Genomic DNA, 24,747 nt, shown 5'->3' with positions numbered 1-24,747 from the left:
CGGCGACCAAACCAAGGTGATCGAGGTTACGGATCGAGATAGCGGGTGCGGCCATGATGATCTACCTGCAAAAGAGAGTAATAGATCAGAACGGCCGATCGCCGTCAAGCACTGAAAATAGCAAAATCAGGTGCGGAATGACGGATGCATGCTGAGTTGGTTGTGATGGCGCAGAGCACTGAAGCAACGGCGTGGCAGCGGGGAGTTTATCCATCACTCGGACGGCAGGGTGCAGTATTGCTCAGGCTTGAATCAGACGCTGTATGAACGGTACGGAGTACAGTACTCGATGACTGATGGGTATGACTGTTATCAGAATGCGCTGGCAGAGCGGGTGAACGGGATACTGAAAGGAGAGTTGCTGTAGCAAAGCCCGTAGGACCTGGTGTAGACGAGGAAGATGGTGCATAAGGTGGTGGGTAGTTATAACCCAGAATGATCGCATTAGGCCTCGCAATGCAGAATCCCCGATGCGGTACATCGGGTTCTGAGTGCCAGAAGTTAACTGAAAACATGTAAACGGACTTCAGGATTTCAGGCCCGCTCTTCGGTCAGGGGGCTGACACTCAGCACGGGGGCGGCATCGATGCCGTCGGCATTCATCATGGCGGAGATGCGTTGCAGGGATGAGAGCAACAACCCCTGCTCCCAGTTCTCCAGTGCCTGAAAGCGTTGAATGAAACTCTCCTGCAAGGGGGTCGGAGCCTGGGCAAGCAGGGCGCGTCCCGCGTCAGTGAGCGTCGCATGCACCTTGCGTTTGTCGGTTTCGCTGCGAATGCGCTGCACCAGCTGGCGGCTCTCCAGCCGGTCCATGATGGTGGTCGCGGTGGCCTGGCTCATGTTGGTGTGATCCGCCAGCTGGCGCATGGAGATCTGGCCAAGCTCGTCGATCCCCTTGAGCAGCAGGAGCTGGGGCGAGGTCAGGCCGGCCTCCTTGATCAAGCGCTTGGAGTGCATGTCGATGGCACGGATGATCTGGCGCAGGGCGATCAGCACTTCATCATGTTTTTCCATGGGGTCTGGGTCATCGCAGGGCTGTGGAGAGGCGCGAAATTCTCCGCCTAATCCATAACAAGGTCAATATGGTTTTTGATGTAATGGTTTTAGCTCTAATGAATATTGTGTTAGGTTATCGGACAATTGCCCCATTCCAACCCGATATTTGAGGAGTGAAATCATGCATGACGACCTGGATATCAAGTCCCTGGTTGCCGATCTGCGCGTGGTCAGAGTTCGCTATGAACTGCCTGATACCGCGGCATTTGTGCGTTATCAACCTGCTTATGACGAGGACCCCAACAACCTCAAGGTACACCACTACGATGGCGAGCTGCCGCTCTCTTGCAGTAACACAGGTTCTTTCAGTCTAAAGGAGTTGGTCAATGAGCTGCGCTATGCCTATGTGCTGGTTCACCTCTTCCCCGACGAGAGTGCCATGAACTTTTATCTGGCGGGTCTGGACAATGGGCTGGCACAGCTGGAGTTCATCGGTGGCTCCTATGACTTCAACCGCCTCTGGATCACCAGCGGTGTCTCCAATCTGGGGGTGCCCATGGCTATCTTCCTCGGCAAACGCCACGCAGTGAACGGCCAGCCGTCGGTGACCCTGGTGGATCACCGTGAGCAGGTGGCTGGTCGTCTGGCCTATCGCGCCATCGGCGGTGCCGGCGATCACGTGGGTGAAGACTTTTTCAACAACGACTAAGGAGGCCCGATGCGAGCAACCAAAGGGCTTTTGAAAGGCCTCAATCCCACCATGGCCATGACGGCCCTCACCGTCGTGACCCTCTTCCTGCTGTTCGGCGTCTTTGATCCGGATACCGCAGGCACCTGGTTTACCGGGGCCAAGGACACCATCATTGCTGGCTTCAAGTGGTATTACATCCTGGTGGTCGCCCTGTTCCTGTTCTTCGCCGTCTACCTGATGTTCAGCCGCTTTGGCAGCATCCGGCTGGGCGACGACGACCAGGTACCGGAGTTTGGCTACTTTGCCTGGTTCTCCATGCTGTTCAGCGCAGGCATGGGCATAGGCCTGGTGTTCTGGAGTATCGCCGAGCCCATGTATCACCTGCAGGGCAACCCCTTCATCACCGAAGGTATGACGCCGGAAGCGGCCCAGATCGCCATGCGCCTCACCTTCTTCCACTGGGGTCTGCACCCCTGGGCCATCTATGTGATCGTCGGCCTGTCGCTGGCCTTCTTCAGCTACCGGCGCAAGTTGCCGCTGGCCATCCGCTCCGTGCTCTACCCCATTCTTGGCGATCGCATCTACGGCTTCTGGGGCCATGCCGCCGACGTGCTGGCGGTGTTCGGTACCGTGTTCGGGGTGGCGACCTCCCTTGGGCTGGGAGTTTCCCAGATGAACACCGGCCTCAATCAGATGTTCGGCATGGGCGTGTCACAAGCGAACCAGCTCTGGCTCATCGGTGGCATCAGCCTGATTGCCACCCTGTCGGCCATCTCCGGCGTCGGGCGCGGGGTGAAGATCCTCTCCGAACTCAATATCTGGTTGAGCGTGTTCGTGCTGGGCCTCTTCCTGGTGCTGGGGCCAACCACCTATATCCTCAACGCCTATGTGCAGAACATCGGTGATTACCTGCAGAACATCGTCAAGCTGAGCTTCTGGACCAATACCGAAGCCAACGGTACCTCGGCCTGGCAGTCCAGCTGGACCGCATTTTACTGGGGCTGGTGGATCGCGTGGGCACCCTTTGTCGGCATGTTCATCGCCCGCATCTCCAAGGGCCGCACGATTCGTGAATTCGTGCTCGGTGTCCTGCTGGTGCCCTCCCTGCTCGGCATGCTCTGGCTCACCGTGTTCGGCGGGACTGCCATGAACCTGGAGCTGTTCGGTGGCGGCGGCGTAGTGGAAGCGGTCAATCAGGATGTCACCATGGCGCTCTACAAGACGGTGGAACTGCTGCACTGGGATACCTTCGGCTGGATTGCCAAGGGGGTGCTGACCCTGCTTATCTGCACCTACTTCATCACCTCCAGCGATTCGGGCACGCTCGTGATTACGACGCTGCTCTCCATCGGCGATCAGGATCCCCCGGTGCTGCACCGCGCCATCTGGGGGCTGGGGCAGGGGCTGGTCGCGGCCATTCTGCTGGTCTCCGGCGGGCTTGCCGCCCTGCAGGCCGCCAGCATCATCGCCGCGCTGCCCTTCTCGGTCATCATGCTGGCCATGTGCTACTCCCTGATGCAGGGGCTCAAACAGGAGAGCCAGCACCAGTTCGAATACAGGCAGAAGCTCAAGCGCCATCCGGGGTCGGTCAATCTGAGCCTGATGGATCGCATCGGTCCGGGCTGATGACAGGTTCGGTCAAACGAAAGGGGAACCTCGCGGTTCCCCTTTTTCATGCCTGTTCGGCGGTCGGTAGCTACAGCATCTGCTTGAGTCGATAGAGCAGGTCAAGGGCCTGTCGCGGGGTCAGCTCGTCCGGGCGAACTGCTGCCAGCTCCTCCACCACAGGATGGGGTTGCGGGGCGAGAGTTACCGGAGCCGGACGACTTTCGCCGGCGACCACCGGAGTGGCACTCTCCAGCTCGTGCAGTTTGTGGCGGGCCTGGTGGATCACCGATTTCGGCACCCCGGCCAGCGCCGCTACCTGCAGGCCGTAGGATCGGCTGGCCGCACCTTCCTGCACCGCGTGCATAAAGGCGATGGTGTCGCCGTGCTCCACCGCATCCAGGTGGACGTTGGCCAGCCCGCTCATCAGCTCGGGCAGGCGGGTCAGCTCGAAGTAGTGAGTGGCGAACAGGGTGTAGGCGCCAATCTTGCTTGCCAGCTGCTCGGCGCAGGCCCAGGCCAGCGAGAGGCCGTCGTAGGTGCTGGTGCCGCGGCCAATTTCGTCCATCAGCACCAGACTGCGGGCGGTGGCGTTGTTGAGGATATTGGCGGTTTCGGTCATCTCCACCATAAAGGTGGAGCGGCCGGAGGCGAGATCATCCGACGCCCCGATGCGGGTGAAGATGCGGTCGATGGGGCCGATGCGGGCGCTGTCGGCGGGCACGAATGCGCCGATATGGGCCAGCAGAACGATGAGCGCAGTCTGGCGCATGTAGGTGGATTTACCGCCCATGTTGGGGCCGGTGATTATCAACATCCGCCGCTCCCGCTCCAGCTGTATCGGGTTGGCGATAAAGGGGTCGGTCATCACCTGCTCCACCACGGGATGGCGGCCCGCCTCGATGATGATCTGATCCTCGTCGATGAGGGTGGGGCAGCGATAGTCGAGGGTCTCTGCCCGCTCGGCCAGGTTGGCCAGCACGTCCAGCTCCGCCAGTGCGGCAGCAGACTCCTGCAGATCGCCGAGGTGCGGCAGCAGGGCGTCGAGCAGCTCTTCGTAGAGACGTTTTTCCAGCGCCAGCGCCTGGGCCTGGGCGGTGAGCACTTTGTCCTCGTACTTCTTCAGCTCATCGATGATGTAGCGCTCGTTGTTTTTCAGCGTCTGGCGGCGGATGTAGTGGGCCGGCACCAGGTGGCTGTTAGCGCGGCTCACCTCGATGTAGAAGCCGTGCACCTTGTTGTAGCCCACCTTGAGGGTGTTGATGCCGGTGAGCGCCTTCTCCCGCTCCTCGATGCGGGCCAGGCTGGCGGTGGCGCCATTGGCCAGATCCCGCAGCTCGTCCAGCTCCTGATTGAACCCTTCACGGATGACGCCGCCATCGCGGATGAGCACCGGTGGCACCTCCATCACGGCACGCTCCAGCAGGTCGAACAGTTCGGGGAAGGTGCTCGCCCGCTCGCGCAGCTGCTGCACCGCCTCGTGCTCGCTCTCCGCCAGCAGACGCTGCAACTCGGGCAGCTGAGCAAAAGCCTGCCGCAGCCGGGTCAGATCGCGCGGGCGGGCCGAGCGCAGGGCGAGGCGCGCCAGCACCCGCTCCACATCGCCGACCTGGCGCAGCAAACCGCCCAGCTCGTCATAGAGGTTCTGCTCGATGAGCTCCTTGATGGTGCTCTGGCGACCTTTGAGGATCACCCGATCGCGGATCGGCTGGTGGATCCAGCGCTTGAGCAGGCGGCTGCCCATCGGCGTGGCGGTGCAATCGAGCACGGCGGAGAGGGTGTTGTCGTGACCGCCGGCCAGATTCTGGGTCAGCTCCAGATTGCGGCGGGTGGCGGCATCCATGATGACCGCATGATCGGGCTGCTCCAGGCGCACGCTGCGAATGTGGGGCAGGGCGGTGCGCTGGGTGTCTTTCACGTACTGCATCAGGCAGCCGGCGGCGCACAGGGCGGTCTCGCTCTGCTCGACCCCAAAGCCCACCAGATCCTGGGTGCCGAACTGCTGGCACAAGAGCTTGCGGGCGGTGCCGAGCTCGAACTCCCACTCCGGGCGGCGGCGCAGACCGCGGCGACCCTCGATATGGTGCAGGAAGGCGAACGATTCGGGGTAGAGCAGCTCCGCCGGATTGGTGCGTTGCAACTCGGCGAGCAGGGTCTCTTCTTTCTCGAACTGGTTGATGAAGAAGCGGCCGGAGCCGATGTCCATGGTGCCGTAACCGAAGCGGCGGCCATCGTGGTAGACGGCGGCGATCAGGTTGTCCTGCCGCTCGCTGAGCAGCGCCTCGTCGGAGACGGTACCCGGGGTGATGATGCGAATGACCTTGCGCTCCACCGGCCCCTTGCTGGTGGCGGGATCCCCCACCTGCTCGCAGATGGCGGCCGATTCGCCGAGCTGTACCAGCTTGGCGAGATACCCCTCGATGGCGTGATAGGGCACCCCGGCCATCGGGATGGGGCTGCCGGCCGACTGGCCGCGCTTGGTCAGGGAGATGTCGAGCAGCTGGGAGGCCTTGCGGGCGTCGTCGTAGAAGAGCTCGTAGAAGTCACCCATGCGATAAAACAGCAGGATCTCCGGGTTCTCGGCCTTGAGGGTCAGATACTGCTGCATCATTGGTGTGTGATTGGTAAGATTCTCTGGTGCTGACATGCAGTTATCTCGATATAAGTGCCAATCTAACAATGTTTTACGTTGATTGTATGGTATCTTGTTTGCTCTGAGAGTCTCACTAGATCTCACCCAATCGCAGGCGAAAGTGTAGGTTGAAATGTAGGTTTTTGTTTTGTAGCCTACACAGACATTGAGCCCTATGCATGCGGTCAAGTTAGGATCTCGTATGCATCAGCCATAGGAGGCCGGTATGCCAGCGGATAAGGGTAACAAAGCACTGTCCTTTAGAGCAATTGAAGTCATGAAGCCATCAGATAGCGATAAGGCTGACAATGGGGTCAACAGAGGGCTTCGTGTTACTTGCGGGAAGACGGGTAAAAAGACATTTTTTTATCGCTATACGAGTCCAGTAACAAATAAATTAATTCAGATCTCACTTGGCGTATTTCCAGCCGTATCCTTAGAGCAGGCCCGTATAAAACTACGGGAGCTCAAGCTCATCAGGCAACAAGGTCGATGTCCGGCTACAGAAGCGAGAGCGGCCGCATTTGAGCTTAAACAGCAAATCAAGAATGAAAGCGCACTAGGAAAGTTCACCCTTCAAGCGATGATCGAGCTTTACCTACAGAATCATATAGAAGATCAAGTGTTGCCTAATGGCGCTATAAAGAGCGGAGCAAGAAAAAAGAAGGGCCAGGATGAGGCTAGGCGCACTCTGTATGGCGATGCTGTTCCAATGCTTGGTGAGCGATTGGCTCGTGATGTGAGTAGACAAGATATTATTGATCTTGTTATGTCCATCGTGAGTCGAGGCGCTAATGTTCAGGCTGGAAATGTATTGCGCGAAATTCTAGCCGCTTACGATTATTCAATGGGGATGGGAAAGTTTGACGATCAATTTATCAACCCTGCGCTTCAAGCAAAAGTGAGTTTGGTTCGAACTAAGGTAAAGCTGACATCAAAAAAGGGTAGTCGTTTTTTGAATGACGATGAACTTAAGCTGTTTCTGGCTTGGTTGCCTAGCTCAAAATTCACTGAAGTGCAAAAGAACATATTTAGAATGACGCTGTGGACTGGGTGCCGAACTGGTGAAATATGTGAAGCTGCTTGGCGAAACATTGATATTGATGATGGAGTATTCCATATCAGAGAGTCAAAGACTGGTGTCGCAAGAGAGATTCAGCTTCCACGTCAATGCATCAATTTTCTCAGAACAAATAAGATAGGAAATGAGGTTTACTTGTTCCCATCCCAGAGGACAGGAAAGCCAATTAAACAGAAGCAGTTAACGGAAAGTGCTTGGGCAATGAGGGAAGCAGACTTGATGTTAGATATCCCTCGATGGACTCCCCACGATCTCCGTCGAACTGTTAGAACAGGACTGTCTCGTCTGCAATGTCCTTCTGAAGTTGCAGAAGCCATTCTCGGACATACCAAGAAAGGTTTGATCGGTACATATGATCTTCATAGATACACCGAGCAAAGCCGAGAGTGGTTACAGCGCTGGGCAGACCATCTGGATACGTTAGTGACTACATCGTAGTGAATGGGATCTGATATCAAGCCGCAGGTTGCTCTCATCTACTGATAACTGGTGTTCACCACACAGACTTGTTGATACAGCTGTAACTGTGTTGATGGCTTACATAGGCCCTCCATCCTGTGTGGGGACTTGTTCCGAGGTGCGCGGCGGCACTTGACAACCTGAGCGTCAAGCCGCGCTCAGCAGCACTGTTGCGATGAAAGCCGAACCATTCATGTCGACCATGATAGGTTGTGCAATGCATTTAGGTGATGGCGTCGTCCAGTGGATTCGAGACTACGCCTGAACTAGATCTTGGTTGCACAGCCACTACCAGCTGACTTTCTGCTTAGGTTTGTCCATCTGATCTATCGGACAGACCCGAGAGCTCAGAGCACAATCAAGGAGAGATAGTTACCAGACTTCGGTCAACCAGACCATTTGCCTTCCTGCCACTGTTGAAGATTGCAGATTATCATCACCGTTTGCAATGTTAATTATTATCTTACATTTCAAATGCTTACGTTGATTGTTTGTTATCGACGTTGTACGTTGCAGCAACGTACAACGTTGTAACGTGAGAGACACTCTGCATTGAGTGGCCAGTTCTAGCTCTCTTCTCTCTTCTCTTTCCCTAGCGCTGAGTGCTCCTGAGGCAGTGGTTAGCCATGCCAATGAACCACACACTCAACAGTTTCAACCATCTATCGAGTCACCTGCCATGGGAATGTATCCCGGCTCGCTCCTTGTCTCTATCACAACGTCTCTCTGGATGCGGCAACCATGAGAGTGGCCCTTAAGCTGAAGTCTGTCCCAAGATGAGCGCCTAACACCTAACTGGGGCATAGGACTGCATGGTGGTGGAGCTTTCACCGGGTTTCTGTACGTTCTGCATGCGACATTGAGGAGCAGAGAATGCGCTGCGTCGCCCCTGTTTTCGAAATCTGTAAATGACCTTCGACCATTACGAGGAGTCATTTATGAAACATGAAACGCGTTTGCTGAACCTGGCCGAAGTTATCGAATGTTGCACCATCTCTCGCGCAACGATCTATCGTCTGATAAAGAAGGGTGACTTTCCAAGTTCAGTTCAACAGAAGGGTTGTCGTCGAGTGATGTGGCGTTCTTCTGATATACAAGGCTGGATGAATGCCCTGCAATATACCAAACCAGAGTGAGTCTTGAATCCTGTTAGTGAATGAACATGCAACATAGAGTGTTGCGCTTGATTGTCCTCTTCACACCCTCAACCATTACCGACGCCCTCTAGTTAAGTTCACTGTTTCACAACAGATCGCTTGTTTCTACTCAATGAGGTTAGAACATGTAGCTGTGCTGGCACATGGGTAGTCTATGGCCTTGAGAACGTACACCACGAATCATTAGGTATTCATAATGAACAAGTTCATGAATGCAAAGATAAGCGATCTTATAGACGTTGAATCATTGCTGCCAAATTTTGAAACTCTCGAAGCATGCTTAAGAGAGAATAGCGTGCGAATAGGCAAGCTTTCTAGATCGAGTAACTATAAAGCGAGGCAGCTTGCTGAAAAGCTATTAGATTGTGATGAAGAGGAACCTTGTTATAGTTTGGCATGCCATGAATGCGTAAGACGATTACGACTAAGGAAGATAAGCCAACTAGTACGTTTTAGTGAGGATTACACTGAGTGGAACATTGCAACCTTCATCTATTTTGATGAAATGGTTCGTGAGTTAGAACACCTCAATATCAAGCGTTTGAAAGGCCGACTTAGTAAACAATTAGAGCGTGCAGGTGTGAAAGATGTTTTTATAGGCTATTTTGAAGTCGACTATCAAACAGCATATCGCCATTGGATGCCCCACTTCCACCTCCTTGTCAGATGTAAAGACGCCTATTCTCCAGAGTGGATGAGGTTGCGGAGCTTGTTTCAGAAACAAGATGTGCCAAGCAACGTTAACATTCGAAAACACAGCCCTGTTGTGGTTCAGAAACTCGAAGACCCGTTGGCGCAAATTGCTTATATTTGTAAGTTTATGTGGCACCGTGCGGAGTCGTACGTCGATACTAAAGGCCGCAGAAAAACCAAAAAGTATCGATTATCAAACAGTCAATTTGTCGAATCATTACTGAAGTTGAATTCATTGAAATTAGTGGATTTGGAGTTCATGGATGGGATGCGGCAATACGGAACAACGCTGAAGGAGTCTGTCCGTGGTAACAGATGACGGTTCGCGATTCTACCTGGTTGGATTGGCTATACACAGCCATGGAACTGTCTATTCACGTATCTAAGTGGCTAACACTAATCATCAGGCAGCTCAGGCTGGGTTCTCAGGATCGGCGCTGCTTGCACAGACCGATTCGGTTTGGGTGAACTGCGCATTCGATGGTGGATCGTAGCCGCATACTCAGCCGATACCGTGAATAGCGGCATCGAACTGGCGTTGCTTGCACAGTAGGGACAGGATTGTGTGTCTGGTGGGCTAAGTAGGTAACATGCGGTGCATTCGACAGCGTTGCCTCCCCACTCACGGGCCGCACGAAGTACCTGGCTCACGATCAGTTCTGAACGTTGCAGGCATGCATCTTGGTTCATTGCACGTTGGGCCTCAACAGCCGCCGACTGTAGCTTCCTTTGCGCCGAAAGTGCTTTGGCGGCTGCTACAAACTTGGCCTCGTGTTCTGCTCGTCGGGCCTCTTCCAGCGCCCGATGGCGAGCCCTTTCCTGCTCCCATCGGGCATTGTCGGTTGCAACTTCAGCGGCCATCTTCTCTGCTGCTCGTTCCCCTAACCTCTCCCCTCGCAGAGAACGGATCCAGGATCTGTTGTCGGGATTGGATAGGACCGCATACTCGAATGTTGCTGGGTCATTGATCAGCTCAAGTCTCAGTCGACTGAGATCGATCTCTATCGCTGAGGCCCCAATGCTGGCAAGGTGCTGGTACCGTTCATGTTGGGTACGAGATGATACCTTTATCCATACCAGCAGTTGACGCTCTGCCTTGGTAACCACCGCATGTGCCCTTACCGTCCCGAGATCCACGAACCGTACAACGTTGTCGGCGAGGATGACCTCTGAGGGGAAGGTGACATCGCTTCGCAAGGTGGATCCGGAGTGGGTCGTGGCGTTGATCTGGTGGTAGTAAGCCGGGAGTGTAAGGCGTTGTTGGGTTGCAATCAGAGCGACTGCTGCGCGTCGCACACCTTCCTTATAGCCTCGGGAACAATCTTCGGCTTGGGCATGCCGGAAGTGAGGGATAACCTTCAATCCCCCGTTGGCGGCAACCAACGGTTTCCGGCATCCAGGACAGATACAGTTGCATGCGAGCCCATTTGCAACCTCGAAGGCACGCAGCAGAACATCGTCACGTTCACCGAAGGGGATCTGGGTTCCTTGCATGGTACTTACCTATCTGTATGCAGCCCGCGTAGCCAGTTGATACCATGCACTAACTGTTGGGGTCATTACAAATGCCCACTAACAGTTCAGAGTAGTGCGCAGTACGAGCCTGTTACTGTAATGCCCTGATGTGACTCACTCCATGTTACTATCAGGTTGATTTGTATAGACTCAATACCCTGTTAGCGATGGGCCACAACGTTGCCGTTTCGGTGCTCTTCTATGCATCGCCCATCCACCTGTTTCGTTGTCTGTGCCCATCGGGTGCAGCCATTGTCGGAGTAGTTCATGCTAGACCCCCAGACCCTTTCCACCGCCCTGCTGGCGGCCGTCCCCGAGGATGGCAGCAGCATCGGCAACCAAGCCTTGCAGGACCAGCTCAAGACGCAGTTCGCCGGGCTGACCGAGGCGCAGTTTATGGCGGCCCGTGATGCGCTGATCGAGGCGGGGCAACTGCGCAAGGGGAGGGGTCGCGGTGGCTCGGTGCTGCGTGCGGATGGTACGGCTCCCGCAACGTCCAAACCCGCCGCCAAGAGCAAACCAGCCAAGCAAGCCAAGGAGGCCGCTCCGGCCGAGACCGGCATCGACGCCATCAAGCGCACCCTCTGGGCCTCCGCCGACAAGCTGCGCACCAACATGGACGCCGCCGAGTACAAGCACATCGTGCTGGGGCTCATCTTTATCAAGTACGTCTCCGACACCTTCCAGGCGCGCCGCAAAGAGCTGGAGCGCCGCTTCACCGACGAGAGCGACGACTACTACCTGCACGACGCCGATGACGAATTCTTGGCCGAGGAGCTGGAGGAGCGCGACTATTACCGCGAGGTCAACGTGTTCTGGGTGCCGGAAGGGGCGCGCTGGGAAGTGCTGCGGGCCAATGCCAAGCAGGCCGACATCGGCAAGCGCATCGACGACGCGCTGGTGTTGATCGAGCAGGAGAACCCGCGCCTCAAGGGCATCCTCGACAAGCGCTTCGCCCGCGCCCAGCTGCCCGATGGCAAGCTCGGCGAGCTGGTGGACCTAGTCTCCACCATCGGCTTTGGCAGCGAACCGGGTGCGGCCCGCGACGTGCTGGGTCAGGTGTATGAATACTTCCTCGGTGAGTTCGCCAACGCCGAGGGCAAGAAGGGCGGCCAGTTCTACACCCCCGCCAGCATCGTCCAGACCCTGGTGGCGGTGCTCGCCCCGCACCACGGCCAGGTGTACGACCCCTGCTGCGGCTCGGGCGGCATGTTCGTGCAGAGCGAGCGGTTTATCGAGTCCCACGGCGGCAAGCTGGGGGATGTCTCCATTTACGGCCAGGAGTCCAACCCCACCACCTGGCGGCTGGCGGCCATGAACCTGGCCATTCGCGGCATGGACTACAACCTCGGCAAGGAACCCGGCGACACCTTCACCCGCAACCAGCACCCGGACCTTCGCGCCGACTTCGTGCTGGCCAACCCGCCGTTCAACATCAGCGACTGGTGGCACGGCAGCCTCGATAACGACCCACGCTGGGTCTATGGCACCCCGCCCGCAGGCAACGCCAACTACGCCTGGTTGCAGCACATGCTCTACCACCTCAAGCCCGCTGGCCGCGCCGGTATCGTGCTGGCCAACGGCTCCATGAGTTCGAGCCAGAGCGGCGAGGGGGAGATCCGCCGCGCCATGGTGGAGGCAGACGTGGTGGAGTGCATGGTGGCCCTGCCGGGCCAGCTGTTCTTCAACACTCAGATCCCCGCCTGCCTCTGGTTCCTCGCCAAGAACAAGACTCGCCGCCCCGGCGAGGTGCTGTTTATCGATGCCCGCAAGCTCGGCACCATGGTGAGCAGGGTGCAGTGCGAGCTGGACGTCGCCGCCATCGCCAAGATTGCCGACACCTTCCATGCCTGGAAGGCAGACGGCGAGACCACACAGCCCTATGAAGACGTGCCCGGCTTCTGCCGCAGCGTACCGCTTAGCGAAGTCGCCGAGCACGGCCATGTGCTGACCCCCGGCCGCTATGTGGGTGCCGAGGAGGTGGAGGAAGACGATGAAGCCTTCGCCGACAAGATGCAGAGGCTCACCGAGAAGCTGGGCGAGCAGATGAGCAAGGGCGCCGAGCTGGATCAGCTGATCCGCCAGAAGTTGAAGGGGCTGGGATATGAGTTCTGAGTGTTTAACTGCGCAGCAGGTAGTAGTGCAGTTGCCACCGCTCCGTTGTGCAAACCCTGCACGCCTCGATAAGGAAACGAAACAATGTTGTATTTGAACGTGGATCATCTGCGCCGCTGCATACTGACCTTGTCGTCTTCGTTGGCGCTCTATGACAAAGCCGAGGCGGGCAGCATCGATCAGGAAGTGTTTCGCAACGCCATCGTCAAAGGCTACGAACTGACACAGGAAACCGCCTTCAAGTTACTGAAAAAAGCGCTGAAAGCCTTCGGCCACGGCGGTAAAAAACTCGAAACCACGCCGGTGAAAGACATTCTGCGTCTGGCCGCCGTGCACGGGCTGCTCACGCTGGATGAGGTCGAACGCTGGTTCCGTTATCGCGACAACCGCAACAACACTGCGCACGATTATGGCGAGCAGTTCGCCACCGAAACGTTGGTATTGATCCCCGCCTTTGTGCAAGACATCACCACGCTGGCCGATACGCTGGAGCGCAAGCTGGGCAAAGAGGCAGCGGAGGCGCACGATGGCGACGCATGAAATAGCCGGGCTGGCGCTGCCTGAAAAATACCTGTCGCAAGTGCTGGCGATTTTGCACACCCACCTGCCACACGCCGAGGTCTGGGCGTATGGCTCGCGGGTCAATGGCGATCATTACGACGCCAGCGACCTCGATCTGGTCGTGCGTCAGCCCGATGAGCTGTCACGCCGCCAGTCAAATCTGTGGGAGGTAAGCGACGCCTTTGTCGAGAGTAATCTGCCCATCATCGTGCAACTGGTCGATTGGGCGGGCATTCCCGACTCATTTCGCAGCGAGATCGCCGCCCGCTATGTGGTGTTGCAAACGCCAGAAACAGGGAGGGTTGGGGTATGAGTTCTGAGTGGCAATCATACCATCTTGCCGATGCTGGCCGCATTGTCACAGGCAAGACACCGAAGGGAAATATGCCGGAGTATGAGGGGAGCGAAGTACCATTCGTAACGCCACCTGATTTCACTGGTAGCATGTGGATTAGGAACACCAACCGCAAGATCTCAGAGCTTGGAGCTCAGTCAGTAAAAGGCAGCATCATTCCTGAACGCAGCGTGCTTGTAACTTGCATCGGCTCAGACATGGGGAAGGCCGCTCTAGCGGCGTCTCGATGCGTTACTAACCAGCAGATAAATGCAGTGCTTGTGGATGAGACTAAGTTTTGTCCTGAATTCCTCTATTACAACCTGAGCCTGCGCAAGGACGAGATCCGCGGGCTTGCGGGTGGTTCGGCCCAACCAATATTGAACAAGTCAGCGTTTGGTCAACTCTGCTTCAGTGCACCGCCTCTTCCAGCCCAAAGGTCCGTCGCCGCATCACTGCGGCCGATCAATGACCGCATCGCCCTGCTGCGCGAGACCAATGCCACGCTGGAGGCTATCGCCCAGGCGCTGTTCAAGTCGTGGTTTGTCGACTTCGACCCGGTCCATGCCCGCGCGCGCGGCGAAGAACCTGCCGGTCTATCCCCCGAGGTCGCCGCCCTGTTCCCTGACAGCTTCGAAGAGTCCGAACTGGGCCAAGTGCCGAAGGGGTGGGACTGTGGTAATTTGGGTGATGTGTTGAAAATTGCGTACGGAAAAAATCTGCCTACGGCAAAGCTGTTGGAGTCAGGGTTTCCTGTTTTTGGGGGCAACGGACGAATTGGTTTTTATTCCCAGTATTTATACGAGCAGCGGCAGGTGCTTGTCGCCTGCCGTGGGGCTGCGTCTGGTAAGATCAATCAATCAGCGCCTAAGTCATATGTAACAAATAATTCGCTGGTTTTGGAGTCAAACGACAGGATTCCGTTTGGCTACTTAAAAGGATTCATGTCCCTTTCTGACTTATCGGCATATGTCACTGGTTCAGCACAACCACAAGTGACTATTGATAACTTGAAAGGGTTCAAAATCATGATCCCAAGCCAATCAGTAACTAAAGCGTTTGAAAGTTTGTCTTCCGAGCTAGAAGAACGAATTCAACAAAACAATGATCAAGCCCAAACCCTTGCCACCCTGCGCGACACCCTGCTGCCCCGCCTGATCTCCGGCCAACTACGGTTGTCAGACACTCACTCTTGTGAAATACGGAACTAACCATGAATGGATTACAGCAACACGCGTTGCAAAAAAAGCTGTTTGACACACTTGTTGACATCTATGGAGATGACTTTTTTGCTGTTGCTGATTCGTTGATTGGAATTGGAAATGAAGTGTCCCTCGCTATCCAACGGGCACTTCCCCAAGTTCAGCGTTACCCCCAATTTGGATTGGGCTCTTTTTTGAAAAGTTGCAATGAAGCCGCCATTCAGCAGATAGCCGAGCATTACAACATAGATATGCCAGATTTATCCGGCAGATTTGCTGGCGAAAGCGAACAGGACCAATGGGAGTTGCGCTTTAGTGAGCGTGAATTTCATACTGAAATCATCACCCATTCTAAGTCCCTGTTTTTAAATGGACACTATGTCAACGCTGTTCATGAGGCGTGCAAGGCCTATATCAAAGCGTTGCAAGATAGGTCAGGTAGTCAAGAGGATGGTGCTAAGTTAATGTCGGTATTGTCATTGAAGGGGAACATTAAATTTAATGACCTTTCAACCGAATCAAAGCAAAACTACCAGAGTGGCTTGGAGCAAATATCCAGAGGTGTTGTATCGGCATTTCGTAATGTTGCTGCTCATGACACGGCCAAATCGCTTGATATGTCGGCGACTGAGGCACTGGATATGTTGAGCACGGTGTCGTTGCTATTAAAAGCGTTGGACAAAGCTACCGTCAGTAACGTTGGCTCCTCACATTGATAATGCCAATATCGAACCGATCACAGGGGGCTCCATGCCAAACATCTCACTGAACGATCAAATATCCAGCCTGGTATTAGCGGTGGTTCGGCAACAAGATCCCGATCTGGCGGATATGCTGGAGGCGCTGACAGCATCATCCAATGCCGAGGCTTGGAAGAAGGCCGGTGACCAATTACTCGACTGGGCGATTAATACGCCAGCAGTCGCTGATGCACAATTCGGGTATATCTTGGCCAGCAGTTGTTTCGAACGTTATGTGGCATTGAGCAGATAACCGGTGGGCAATAACAATGTTGGTTCCATTTAACCGCAACAAGGCGGCGTCTGTGTCTAATCGTCAGTTTCCGAAACGGGAGGGCTGCTTATGATCGTTGGCCTGTCAATCAAGAACTACAAGGGGATCCGCGAGCTGCGGAATCTGCCGTTGGCGGCTTTTCATGTGCTGGTTGGACCAAACGGTGTAGGGAAGACAACCTTCCTTGATGCTATTGATTTCGTGCGTGACTGTCTGGAGAACGGGCCTGCTGCAGCGGTGGCGAGTCGCCATGCTTCTGATTTCAACGATCTGACATGGATGCGTCAGGGTGGCAGCATCGAGATCGAGTTGTGGTTGGATCTGTCGGCCATTCGCCCTGCTCTGGCAGAGAGTCTACTGAACTATCGGCTGGCGATTCGTGCAGATGTGGACCTGGGGATACGTGTCGATGAGGAATTACTGCGCCAGTATTCGAAAGCATGGTTGCCCGCAGGCGAATCACTGAATTTCAGCGATAAGGTCAAGCCAAAGCGTTTATTGGGCAAGACCTCGAAAGGCACAGACTTTTATTCCCGTGAAAAAGGTAGTTATCAAGATTCCTTCAATTTTGGGCAGGAAAAACTCACATTAGGGCTGACGCCGCCGGACGAAGAACGTTACCCAACGGCCAATGCGGTGCGGCGCTTCCTGATGCAGGGGGTGCGCTACATCCAACTAAATAGCCCCGCAATGCGCCTGCCATGTTCTGCAACTCGGCCAGCTGACCTGGAACTCGATGGCACCAATCTCGCACGATTGGTAGGTCGTTTGATCGGCGTGAATGGCGGGTTGGGGCCTTACTGGGCGGAGCCGGACACACCTGTGGCACGCTGGGCCGAGCATCTGCGTTATGCCCTACCAGAACTAAAACAAATTGGTTGGGCGAGGCGGCAGGCAGACAACGCCGAATATCTGATATTGCGTTATGACAACGGGCTGGAGGCACCAAGCTGGGTTTTGAGTGATGGCACCCTACGTATGATGGCGTTGACGATCCCGGCTTTTTTGCCGCACGAGTCGGCGCTGTATATGGTTGAAGAACCGGAAAACGGGGTACATCCGAAGGCGCTGGAAGTCATTCTTCGCTCGCTATCAACTATTCCTGGGGCACAGATGATCCTGGCTACACATTCGCCCTTCGTTGTTCAGCAATGTGGGGTAGAGCCATTGCTGTGTTTCAGTCATGGCGAGGGAGGCACCAGCATTATTCCGGGTATGAAGCATCCAATGTTGGAGCATTGGGATGACTCGCCAGACATCGGGATTGTGTTTGCAGCAGGAGTATTGGAATGAAAGACCTGCTGATCTATGTGGCCGACGCTGATGCAGAGGCTTTTTTGCGTAGCGTACTCGTTAAGCATCAAGCTCTCGGAATCCGGGCCGTCACTTTCGACATCATGCGGCACCCGCAGCGTGACGCAGGGATGGTGCAAACCGGTGCAGAACTGGCACGTATGCAAAAAGGTAAATACTCGAAGCTGCTCATGTTGTGGGATTTTCACGGTTCGGGGCGTGAACGCAGGCAGTCGGCAATGGAACTGGAAGCTGAAATTGGTCACAAGTTGGACTCCTTCACATGGAGCGGCAATCACTCCATTTCCGTCATGGTGCCGGAACTTGAGCAGTGGCTATGGCATTGCAAGCCCGCACTTGCGGCATACAGCGGATTGTCCGTTGCTGAGCTTCAATCCTGGATTGTGGATGTTGCTACCAAGAGCAGAAGAACTGTCGAAAGCTGGCAGCAGGAGTCTCCTAAGGAGCTGTTTGAGCAACTGATGCGTGATCATTTGAAGCGAACCATTTCACCGCGTGATTTTGAGCGTATCGGTGAACGCGCTAGCACCAGACAGTTGGAGGAATGCCAGTCATTCAAGGTGATTGCTGATGCGTTGCGTTTGTGGTTTGTCTGAAGAGCGGGGTGGCCGTGAGAAGTGCCGCATCAACGATGCGCTGTTCGCTGAGCTGACGCGATAACGGATAGGGTGATGGGATCGACAGATGACTTTTATGTGTCGATTTCTTTGGTTTTTTAAACATGTTTTCTGAATGTGTCGATCCCATCGACAGATGGTGAGGACGTGTCGATATTGCGTCGATTTTTACACCAATCAGTTCGGCGCCCACACAGGTGGATGGCGCTGCGAGTATGGCAGCCTCTGAACAAGGATCCTTATGTTGTTATTTCACTGCTCCCAGGCTGCGATCGATGGGTTGAGCATCACCCGTAAAGGCAAGCAAGAGAGCTGGATTACCCAGACGCCCTTGCCCGCCGCCGTGGCGGAGCCTGCCATTCCTCATTGGCACTGGCATCTGCATCAGGTCACCATCTCACGCCAGCGCGTGTGGGTGGCCATGGAGCAGCAAACCCGCTTCGCCATGGTGTTGTGGGGGTTTAAGAAAGGCGAGGGAGAGGCGCTGCTGCACTGCTTCTATGAGCGGCTGGCGAATCATCTGATATGGGCTCTGACCTATCTGGAGCTGCTGGACGACCAACAGGCTGAACAACTTCTTCCCCCATTGCTCGCCCAACTGAGCCCCTTTCACTTTGTGGCCGGATCTGATCGCAGCGTGCAGGCCCATATCACCGACGTGGTGCAACTGTGTCGCCTCGCCGTTAGTGAGCAGGGTTGCCTGCCCGATAACCAGGAGCAGGCGGCGGGCTTCGACATGCAGTTGAACCAGACGCCGCGCTCGGTGCGTGGCGGCCCGTACATCTTTCCCGATGAACAGCTGTTGTGTCTGCTGCTTGAGCGGTTGGATGGGTATCACAAGGTCACTGCCGATGCGGTGCAATCCGCCTTTAAGGCTGCCCGTCGCGCCTATTTCGATATGCCACCGATAGCGTAATACCCATCCGCCAAACCCCGTTTTCGATTCAACCTGGGTGCAGAGGCGATGAGCTGATTGTGGACGTGCACGAGCCAGCCAGCGCTGGCAACCAACTGGAGAAGGATCGATAGCGGATGACCGAAGACCAACTGGAACAAGAGGTGATGGGGTGGCTGGCCGAGGTGGGTTATCGCACCGTCTGCGGCTACGACGTGGCCCCGGATTCGGATAGCCCCTGGCGTAGCGACTTTCGCCAGGTGGTGCTGGAAGATGTGCTGCGCGAGGCGGTGCAACGGCTTAATCCCAAGGTGCCTGCGCAGGCGCGCGAGGATGCGGTGCGTCAGGTGCTCAATCTCGACACCCCGGCTCAGCTGCTGGCTAACCGCCTGTTCCATCGCCTGCTGGTGAACGGGGTGAAGGTCGAGTACCAGCGGGGCGGGGAGACGGTGGGCGACTATGTGCGGCTCGCCGATTTTGCCAATCCGGCCGCCAACGATTGGTTCGCCCTCAACCAGTTCTCCATCAAGGGGCCGCAGCACACCCGCCGCCCCGACATCATTCTGTTCCTCAACGGCCTGCCGCTGGTGGTGCTGGAGCTCAAGAACCCCGCCGACGAGCAGGCCGACATCTGGAAGGCGTTCGAGCAACTACAGACCTACAAGGCGCAGATCCCGGACCTGTTCCAGTACAACGAGATCCTGGTCATCTCCGATGGCAGCGAGGCGCGCATGGGGTCGCTGTCGGCCAATGCGGAGCGCTTCATGCAGTGGCGCACGGTGGATGGGGAGACGCTCGACCCCTATGGCCAATTCGGTGAACTGGAGACCCTGGTGCGCGGCATCCTCAACCCCGCCCTGCTGCTCGACTATCTGCGCTTCTTCGTGCTGTTCGAGGAGGACGGCGCCCTGGTCAAGAAGATCGCGGGTTATCACCAGTACCACGCCGTGCGCTCGGCCATCTCCCAGGTGGTGCAGGCATCGCGCCCCGAGGGCTCCCGCAAGGGGGGCGTGGTGTGGCATACCCAGGGCAGCGGCAAGAGCATCACCATGACCTGCTTCGCGGCGCGGGTCATGCAAGAAACGGCGATGGATAACCCGACCATCGTGGTCATCACCGATCGCAACGATCTCGATGGCCAGTTGTTTGGCGTCTTTTCGCTATCCCAGGACCTGCTGCGCGAGCAGCCGGTGCAGGTCGGCACGCGCGGGGATCTGCGGGCCAAGCTGGGCAATCGCCCCTCGGGTGGCATCGTCTTCACCACCATCCAGAAGTTCATGCCGGGGGAGGACGAGGATCTGTTCCCGGTGCTGTCCGAGCGCCATAACATCGTGGTGATCGCCGACGAGGCGCACCGTACCCAGTACGGCTTCGGCGCCACCCTCAAGGTGGCCCAGACAGGCGTGGCGGAAGGGGCGGCACGCTATCAGGTGGGCTATGCCCAGCATCTGCGCGATGCCCTGCCCAATGCCACCTTCGTGGCCTTTACCGGTACGCCGGTCTCCGGCGAAGATCGCGACACTCGCGCGGTGTTTGGCGACTACATCCACGTCTACGACATGCAGCAGGCCAAGGAGGACGGGGCGACAGTCGCCATCTACTACGAGTCGCGCCTGGTCAAGCTCTCCCTCAAGCAGGATGAGTTGCCCCACATCGACGACGAGGTGGAGGAGTTGGCCGAAGACGAGGAGGAGAGCGAGCAGGCCAAGCTCAAGTCGCGCTGGGCGGCGCTGGAGAAGGTGGTGGGCAGCACGCCACGCATCAGGCAGGTCGCCGCCGATCTGGTCGCCCACTTCGAGGAGCGCGGCCAGGCGCAGGATGGCAAGGGGATGGTGGTGGCGATGAGCCGCGAGATCTGCGTCCACCTCTACGATGCGATTACCGCGCTGCGTCCTGACTGGCACGACCCCGACCCCGAGCAGGGCGCCATCAAGATCGTGATGACCGGCAGCGCCTCGGACAAGCAACTGCTGCGCCCCCACATCTATCCGGGCAAGGTCAAGAAGCGGCTAGAGGCGCGCTTCAAGGACCCTGCTGACCCGCTGCGCCTGGTGATCGTGCGCGACATGTGGCTGACCGGCTTCGATGCCCCCTGCATGCACAGCCTCTACGTCGACAAGCCGATGAAGGGGCACAACCTGATGCAGGCGATTGCCCGGGTCAACCGGGTGTTTCGTGACAAGCAGGGCGGGCTGGTGGTGGACTACATCGGCATCGCCAACGAGCTCAAGGCGGCCATCAAGGAGTACACCAGCAGCAAGGGACGCGGGCGGCCAACGGTGGATGCCCACGAAGCCTACGCGCTGTTGGAGGAGAAACTCGATGTGCTGCGGGCCCTGCTGCATGGCTTCGACTATGGCGACTACCTGACCGGCGGCCACAAGCTGCTGGCCGGTGCCGCCAACCATGTGCTCGGGTTGGAGGATGGCAAGAAGCGCTTCGCCGACAATGCACTCGCGATGAGCAAGGCATTCAGCCTCTGCTGTACCTTGGATGAGGCCAGGGCGGTACGCGACGAGGTGGCCTTCCTGCAGGCCGTCAAGGTGATCCTCACCAAGAAGGAGCTCACAGCGAAGAAGAAGACCGACGAGGAGCGGGAGCTGGCCATCCGGCAGATCATCGGCAACGCAGTGGTGTCCGGTGAGGTGGTGGATGTGTTCGAGGCGGTGGGGCTCGACAAGCCCAACATCGGCCTGCTTGATGAGGACTTCCTCGCCGAGGTGCGCAACCTGCCCGAACGCAACCTGGCTGTGGAGTTGCTTGAGCGCCTGCTGGAGGGGGAGATCAAGAGCCGCTTCTCGACCAATCTGGCCCAGGAGAAGAAGTTCTCCGAGCTGCTCGGCAAGGTGATTCAGCGTTACCAGAACCGTTCCATCGAGACGGCCCAGGTGATCGAGGAGCTGATCGAGATGGCCAAGAAATTTGCCAGCGCCAATGGTCGTGGGCAGCAACTCGGCCTCAATGATGACGAACTGGCCTTCTACGATGCGCTGGCTAACAACGAGGCCTCAGTCAGAGCGCTTGGGGACGAGATCCTGGCCAAGATCGCTCACGAACTGACTGCGAGCCTGCGTAGCAGCGTGACGGTGGACTGGAACAGCCGGGAGAGCGTACGTGCCAAACTGCGGCTGCTGGTCAAGCGCATCCTGCGCAAGTACAAGTACCCGCCTGACAGCCAGGAAGAGGCCACCCAGCTAGTGCTGGCCCAGGCCGAGGCGCTGTGTGAGGCGTGGATGTGAGAGGTGTCGGGAAGATTAGTGAGGCTTGATGCCTCCCCTTTAGGGACCAAATATCAGCCAAGGATGGTGTACTCACATGAAGACCTTACACGCAGAGCCTAGCCAGATATCTGGTAATGCAACGTTCCATGCCGAATCACCTTCGTTGCTACAACGTTGTGATAACCGGTTGATGAGCTTGTGCCAGCGGTTGTGTTATTGGCTCGGGAGGTTTCTGCTGTTGGGCCTTGGGGGAGGCTACGTTGTGACGTTCTTTTCGGCCATCTTCGAATATGGCGAGGGGATAGCTGATACGGACATTGTTGAGAAGGGAACATTGCTGTTACTGATCTTTTTGCTTTGGCGTCATTGGCGGTACTGCCAGTATTGTTCAACGCCCTACAGGCAGAGATTGTTGCGACCATTGCAAAATTGGGGGTGGATATACGTAGTCGAACTTGCAACAGTAGGCATCATCTTTGTTGCTGATGCAACGTTGCTTGTAGGCGATGTTAGCGAGTATCACGGCGATGCAATCTATGAACGTTTAGATTGTTTGTTGTTTCTGGTGGCACTCTATCTGGCAGCTCCTAGTTTTCAATCCCTTCGTTCTACCCCAACCGTTGAGCAAGCGCGATGATGCTACGTTATGTCCCAATGTTACTCATCCTGATGGGCCTTGTTGCTCAAATCGGGGAACTATCTGTCATCTCGGTGATCTGATCCTGTAGCGCAGTCTCCGAGAGCATCAGATGGGCAAGTCCAAGCACAAGATCAGCAACTGGCAGCAGTACAACCAAGCCTTGGTGCAACGCGGTTCGTTGACCATCTGGATGGACGAACAAGCCATTAAGCAGTGGCATTGCCTGGTCCACCATGGCCGCCGAGGGAGAGGTTTCCACTACAGTGACACCGCCATTGAGACGGCCCTGATGCTAAAAGGCTTGTTCAAGTTGCCGCTGCGGGCGCTAGAAGGCTTCATTAACTCGTTGTTCCAACTGATGGCGGTGCCTTTGCAGTCGCCGGACTATAGCTAATGGGATGGTCGCCCCTCCCCAAAACGGCATCTGAGTGCCAAAGTGGCGAATGTAAGTTCCCACTGATGAGAGAGGCGACCACCATGAAGGCTACGACTATCGGCATTGATCTGGCAAAACATCTCTTCCAATTACATGGCGTTGATCAACATGGCAAGACGGTCCTCAAGCGACAGTTGAAGCGGGATCAGATGCTCTCATTCTTTACCAATCTTCCTCCTAGCCTGATCGGCATGGAGGCATGCGGCAGTGCCCATTACTGGGCCAATAAACTGCAAGGAATGGGGCATACCGTCAAACTGATGGCGCCGCAGTTCGTTAAGCCCTATGTGAAGACCAACAAGAACGATGCTGCGGATGCAGAAGCTATCTGCGAAGCCGTCACCCGACCCAATATGCGGTTTGTGCCAATAAAAAATGGCGAGCAGTTAGCCGTGTTGGCGCTACATCGCGCAAGGCAAGGGTTCGTCAAAGCCAGAACGGCACAAGCTAATCAAATCAGGGGCCTGCTGGCTGAACATGGCATCATTGTCCCTAAAGGTATTGCACACATTAGCCTACGATTGCCCGAGCTCCTGGAGGATGCAGAGAACAACCTACCCGGAACGTTTCGTCAATTAATTGAGCGTTTAGGGGAGCACCTCAAAGAGCTCGCCAAGCAGGTGAATGAACTGGAAGAGCAGATCTGGTGTTGGCACAAAGAAAACTCGGCAAGCCAGAAGCTGGCTAAGATGCCGGGTATTGGTCCTCTCACGGCCAGTGCACTGGTAGCGTCTATCGGCGATGCAAAGCAGTTCGAAAATGGCCGCCAGCTAGCAGCCTGGCTGGGCTTGGTACCCAAGCAACATTCCAGCGGCGGCAAGCAGACCCTGTTGGGGATAAGCAAACGCGGTGACATCTATCTACGCACACTGCTGATCCACGGGGCCCGCTCCGTGCTCCGGGTCGCTGAGCGTAAGACAGAGTACGCAGGAAGCTGGCTTGCGGGGGTCATGGAGCGACGTAACCATAATGTAACGGTAGTGGCACTGGCCAACAAGAATGCACGCATCATCTGGGCATTACTTGCCCATGAGCGCGAGTACGATGCTGATCACGCAGTAGCGGCCTGAGCGCAATAGCTAGCACAGGAACGGTGTTTCATAGCAAGCGTGACAAAGTATCGAGTTAACAACCAGCGTTAGAAAGTACCACCGATTGCACGGGCGATCATGACGTGATGGCGAGGCAGGTCAGACCGTGACTGGCAAAACCCGACAGACACAGGGCACTAATAAGTGCGTTTAGCTGATAGAGGAGCCAGTCAGCGAATTCCATCAGGGATAGAGGCTGTTGCCTCGGTGAAATCCGGATCTATGGCTGCAATCTCAACCTGACTCACTTTCATTGATTGAGGGCTTGGCAAACCGGGGCGACCATCTATGTATCAGCAAGCGCGCCAAGACCGTCGACATCAAGTACCGCGTCCCCAGCCAAGGCCCGGTGGCTCACTTGGTCATTGATGCCACCGGCCTCAAGGTCTATGGCGAAGGCGAATGGAAAATTCGCAAACACGGCAAGGAGAAGCGACGAGTGTGGCGCAAGCTCCACTTGGCGGTGGATGCCACAACC

The 24,747-nt window shown here is 56.3% G+C and carries 19 protein-coding genes and 3 pseudogenes; 20 read left to right on the top strand and 2 right to left on the bottom strand.

What is annotated here, in order from left to right; all coding sequences use genetic code 11:
- Positions 1–166: 166 nt before the first annotated feature.
- Positions 167–439: pseudogene (locus J9889_RS21825) on the top strand (integrase core domain-containing protein); the annotation flags it as partial.
- 95 nt (positions 440–534) lie between these two features.
- Here the strand turns inward: J9889_RS21825 and J9889_RS21820 are convergent.
- Positions 535–1,014: a MarR family transcriptional regulator gene (locus J9889_RS21820; protein ID WP_010672813.1), complete on the bottom strand. Its 480-nt coding sequence runs from the start codon at positions 1,012–1,014 to the stop codon at positions 535–537.
- 163 nt (positions 1,015–1,177) lie between these two features.
- Between J9889_RS21820 and J9889_RS21815 the strand changes: the two genes are divergently transcribed.
- Both J9889_RS21815 and J9889_RS21810 read left to right on the top strand, forming a co-directional pair.
- Positions 1,178–1,705: a hypothetical protein gene (locus J9889_RS21815; RefSeq protein ID WP_010672814.1), complete on the top strand. Its 528-nt coding sequence runs from the start codon at positions 1,178–1,180 to the stop codon at positions 1,703–1,705.
- Between the two features lie 9 nt (positions 1,706–1,714).
- Positions 1,715–3,313, top strand: a complete 1,599-nt coding sequence (locus J9889_RS21810) for a BCCT family transporter (protein ID WP_042879412.1) — start codon at positions 1,715–1,717, stop codon at positions 3,311–3,313.
- Between the two features lie 70 nt (positions 3,314–3,383).
- Here J9889_RS21810 and mutS read toward each other — a convergent pair whose 3' ends face one another.
- Positions 3,384–5,939 carry a DNA mismatch repair protein MutS gene (gene mutS, locus J9889_RS21805; protein ID WP_210558165.1) on the bottom strand — a complete coding sequence of 852 codons (2,556 nt, stop codon included), beginning with the start codon at positions 5,937–5,939 and terminating at the stop codon, positions 3,384–3,386.
- A 211-nt stretch (positions 5,940–6,150) separates the two neighbouring features.
- On the opposite strand from mutS, the gene J9889_RS21800 reads away from it, so the two are divergent.
- The 17 genes and pseudogenes from J9889_RS21800 to J9889_RS21720 form a co-directional block, all read left to right on the top strand.
- On the top strand, positions 6,151–7,443 hold the full coding sequence (locus J9889_RS21800) for a site-specific integrase (protein WP_128313593.1): 1,293 nt from the start codon (positions 6,151–6,153) through the stop codon (positions 7,441–7,443).
- A 959-nt stretch (positions 7,444–8,402) separates the two neighbouring features.
- Complete coding sequence (locus tag J9889_RS21795; RefSeq protein ID WP_158196628.1) at positions 8,403–8,600, top strand: AlpA family phage regulatory protein; 198 nt, start codon at positions 8,403–8,405, stop codon at positions 8,598–8,600.
- 217 nt (positions 8,601–8,817) lie between these two features.
- A complete protein-coding gene (locus J9889_RS21790) occupies positions 8,818–9,633 on the top strand; it encodes a hypothetical protein (RefSeq protein WP_128313540.1) in 816 nt (271 codons plus the stop codon).
- Between the two features lie 1,463 nt (positions 9,634–11,096).
- Positions 11,097–12,944, top strand: a complete 1,848-nt coding sequence (locus J9889_RS21785) for a class I SAM-dependent DNA methyltransferase (protein ID WP_210558163.1) — start codon at positions 11,097–11,099, stop codon at positions 12,942–12,944.
- An 84-nt stretch (positions 12,945–13,028) separates the two neighbouring features.
- Positions 13,029–13,484, top strand: a complete 456-nt coding sequence (locus J9889_RS21780) for a nucleotidyltransferase substrate binding protein (RefSeq protein ID WP_113725262.1) — start codon at positions 13,029–13,031, stop codon at positions 13,482–13,484.
- Positions 13,471–13,818, top strand: coding sequence for a nucleotidyltransferase domain-containing protein (locus J9889_RS21775; protein ID WP_210558161.1), 348 nt, complete (start codon positions 13,471–13,473; stop codon positions 13,816–13,818). The genes J9889_RS21780 and J9889_RS21775 overlap by 14 nt, the downstream gene beginning before the upstream one ends.
- Positions 13,815–15,050, top strand: coding sequence for a restriction endonuclease subunit S (locus J9889_RS21770; RefSeq protein WP_210558158.1), 1,236 nt, complete (start codon positions 13,815–13,817; stop codon positions 15,048–15,050). Before J9889_RS21775 ends, J9889_RS21770 begins: the two co-directional genes overlap by 4 nt.
- Before the next feature lie 2 nt (positions 15,051–15,052).
- A complete protein-coding gene (locus J9889_RS21765) occupies positions 15,053–15,757 on the top strand; it encodes a TIGR02391 family protein (RefSeq protein ID WP_210558157.1) in 705 nt (234 codons plus the stop codon).
- 34 nt (positions 15,758–15,791) lie between these two features.
- Entirely contained in the window at positions 15,792–16,034 is a 243-nt protein-coding gene (locus J9889_RS21760; protein ID WP_210558155.1) for a hypothetical protein, read from the top strand.
- Positions 16,035–16,124: 90 nt separating this feature from the next.
- Entirely contained in the window at positions 16,125–17,348 is a 1,224-nt protein-coding gene (locus J9889_RS21755) for an AAA family ATPase (protein ID WP_210558153.1), read from the top strand.
- The gene (locus tag J9889_RS21750) at positions 17,345–17,965 is read left to right on the top strand and encodes a hypothetical protein (protein ID WP_210558152.1); all 621 of its coding nucleotides are present in this window, start codon (positions 17,345–17,347) and stop codon (positions 17,963–17,965) included. Before J9889_RS21755 ends, J9889_RS21750 begins: the two co-directional genes overlap by 4 nt.
- 262 nt (positions 17,966–18,227) lie before the next feature.
- The gene (locus J9889_RS21745) at positions 18,228–18,902 is read left to right on the top strand and encodes a hypothetical protein (protein WP_210558148.1); all 675 of its coding nucleotides are present in this window, start codon (positions 18,228–18,230) and stop codon (positions 18,900–18,902) included.
- A 116-nt stretch (positions 18,903–19,018) separates the two neighbouring features.
- Positions 19,019–22,120: a type I restriction endonuclease subunit R gene (locus J9889_RS21740; RefSeq protein WP_210558145.1), complete on the top strand. Its 3,102-nt coding sequence runs from the start codon at positions 19,019–19,021 to the stop codon at positions 22,118–22,120.
- A gap of 76 nt (positions 22,121–22,196) precedes the next feature.
- Entirely contained in the window at positions 22,197–22,739 is a 543-nt protein-coding gene (locus tag J9889_RS21735) for a hypothetical protein (protein WP_210558142.1), read from the top strand.
- Positions 22,740–22,851: 112 nt separating this feature from the next.
- A pseudogene (locus J9889_RS21730) lies at positions 22,852–23,133 on the top strand (IS5/IS1182 family transposase); the annotation flags it as partial.
- A gap of 86 nt (positions 23,134–23,219) precedes the next feature.
- Positions 23,220–24,248 carry an IS110 family transposase gene (locus tag J9889_RS21725; protein WP_072198076.1) on the top strand — a complete coding sequence of 343 codons (1,029 nt, stop codon included), beginning with the start codon at positions 23,220–23,222 and terminating at the stop codon, positions 24,246–24,248.
- A gap of 301 nt (positions 24,249–24,549) precedes the next feature.
- Positions 24,550–24,747: pseudogene (locus J9889_RS21720) on the top strand (transposase); the annotation flags it as partial.

It is taken from the genome of Aeromonas sp. PrichA-15, assembly GCF_017939245.1.
GTDB lineage: Bacteria > Pseudomonadota > Gammaproteobacteria > Enterobacterales > Aeromonadaceae > Aeromonas > Aeromonas caviae.
The sequence above is the reverse complement of the archived record's forward strand: the minus strand, read 5'-3'. Positions and strand labels throughout refer to the sequence as shown.

Bases quoted from the DNA above. Each gene is read 5' to 3' on its own strand.
- J9889_RS21820 (WP_010672813.1), bottom strand. From the start codon at position 1,014: ATGGAAAAACATGATGAAGTGCTGATCGCCCTGCGCCAGATCATCCGT.
- J9889_RS21815 (WP_010672814.1), top strand. From the start codon at position 1,178: ATGCATGACGACCTGGATATCAAGTCCCTGGTTGCCGATCTGCGCGTG.
- J9889_RS21810 (WP_042879412.1), top strand. From the start codon at position 1,715: ATGCGAGCAACCAAAGGGCTTTTGAAAGGCCTCAATCCCACCATGGCC.
- mutS (WP_210558165.1), bottom strand. From the start codon at position 5,939: ATGTCAGCACCAGAGAATCTTACCAATCACACACCAATGATGCAGCAG.
- J9889_RS21800 (WP_128313593.1), top strand. From the start codon at position 6,151: ATGCCAGCGGATAAGGGTAACAAAGCACTGTCCTTTAGAGCAATTGAA.
- J9889_RS21795 (WP_158196628.1), top strand. From the start codon at position 8,403: ATGAAACATGAAACGCGTTTGCTGAACCTGGCCGAAGTTATCGAATGT.
- J9889_RS21790 (WP_128313540.1), top strand. From the start codon at position 8,818: ATGAACAAGTTCATGAATGCAAAGATAAGCGATCTTATAGACGTTGAA.
- J9889_RS21785 (WP_210558163.1), top strand. From the start codon at position 11,097: ATGCTAGACCCCCAGACCCTTTCCACCGCCCTGCTGGCGGCCGTCCCC.
- J9889_RS21780 (WP_113725262.1), top strand. From the start codon at position 13,029: ATGTTGTATTTGAACGTGGATCATCTGCGCCGCTGCATACTGACCTTG.
- J9889_RS21775 (WP_210558161.1), top strand. From the start codon at position 13,471: ATGGCGACGCATGAAATAGCCGGGCTGGCGCTGCCTGAAAAATACCTG.
- J9889_RS21770 (WP_210558158.1), top strand. From the start codon at position 13,815: ATGAGTTCTGAGTGGCAATCATACCATCTTGCCGATGCTGGCCGCATT.
- J9889_RS21765 (WP_210558157.1), top strand. From the start codon at position 15,053: ATGAATGGATTACAGCAACACGCGTTGCAAAAAAAGCTGTTTGACACA.
- J9889_RS21760 (WP_210558155.1), top strand. From the start codon at position 15,792: ATGCCAAACATCTCACTGAACGATCAAATATCCAGCCTGGTATTAGCG.
- J9889_RS21755 (WP_210558153.1), top strand. From the start codon at position 16,125: ATGATCGTTGGCCTGTCAATCAAGAACTACAAGGGGATCCGCGAGCTG.
- J9889_RS21750 (WP_210558152.1), top strand. From the start codon at position 17,345: ATGAAAGACCTGCTGATCTATGTGGCCGACGCTGATGCAGAGGCTTTT.
- J9889_RS21745 (WP_210558148.1), top strand. From the start codon at position 18,228: ATGTTGTTATTTCACTGCTCCCAGGCTGCGATCGATGGGTTGAGCATC.
- J9889_RS21740 (WP_210558145.1), top strand. From the start codon at position 19,019: ATGACCGAAGACCAACTGGAACAAGAGGTGATGGGGTGGCTGGCCGAG.
- J9889_RS21735 (WP_210558142.1), top strand. From the start codon at position 22,197: ATGAAGACCTTACACGCAGAGCCTAGCCAGATATCTGGTAATGCAACG.
- J9889_RS21725 (WP_072198076.1), top strand. From the start codon at position 23,220: ATGAAGGCTACGACTATCGGCATTGATCTGGCAAAACATCTCTTCCAA.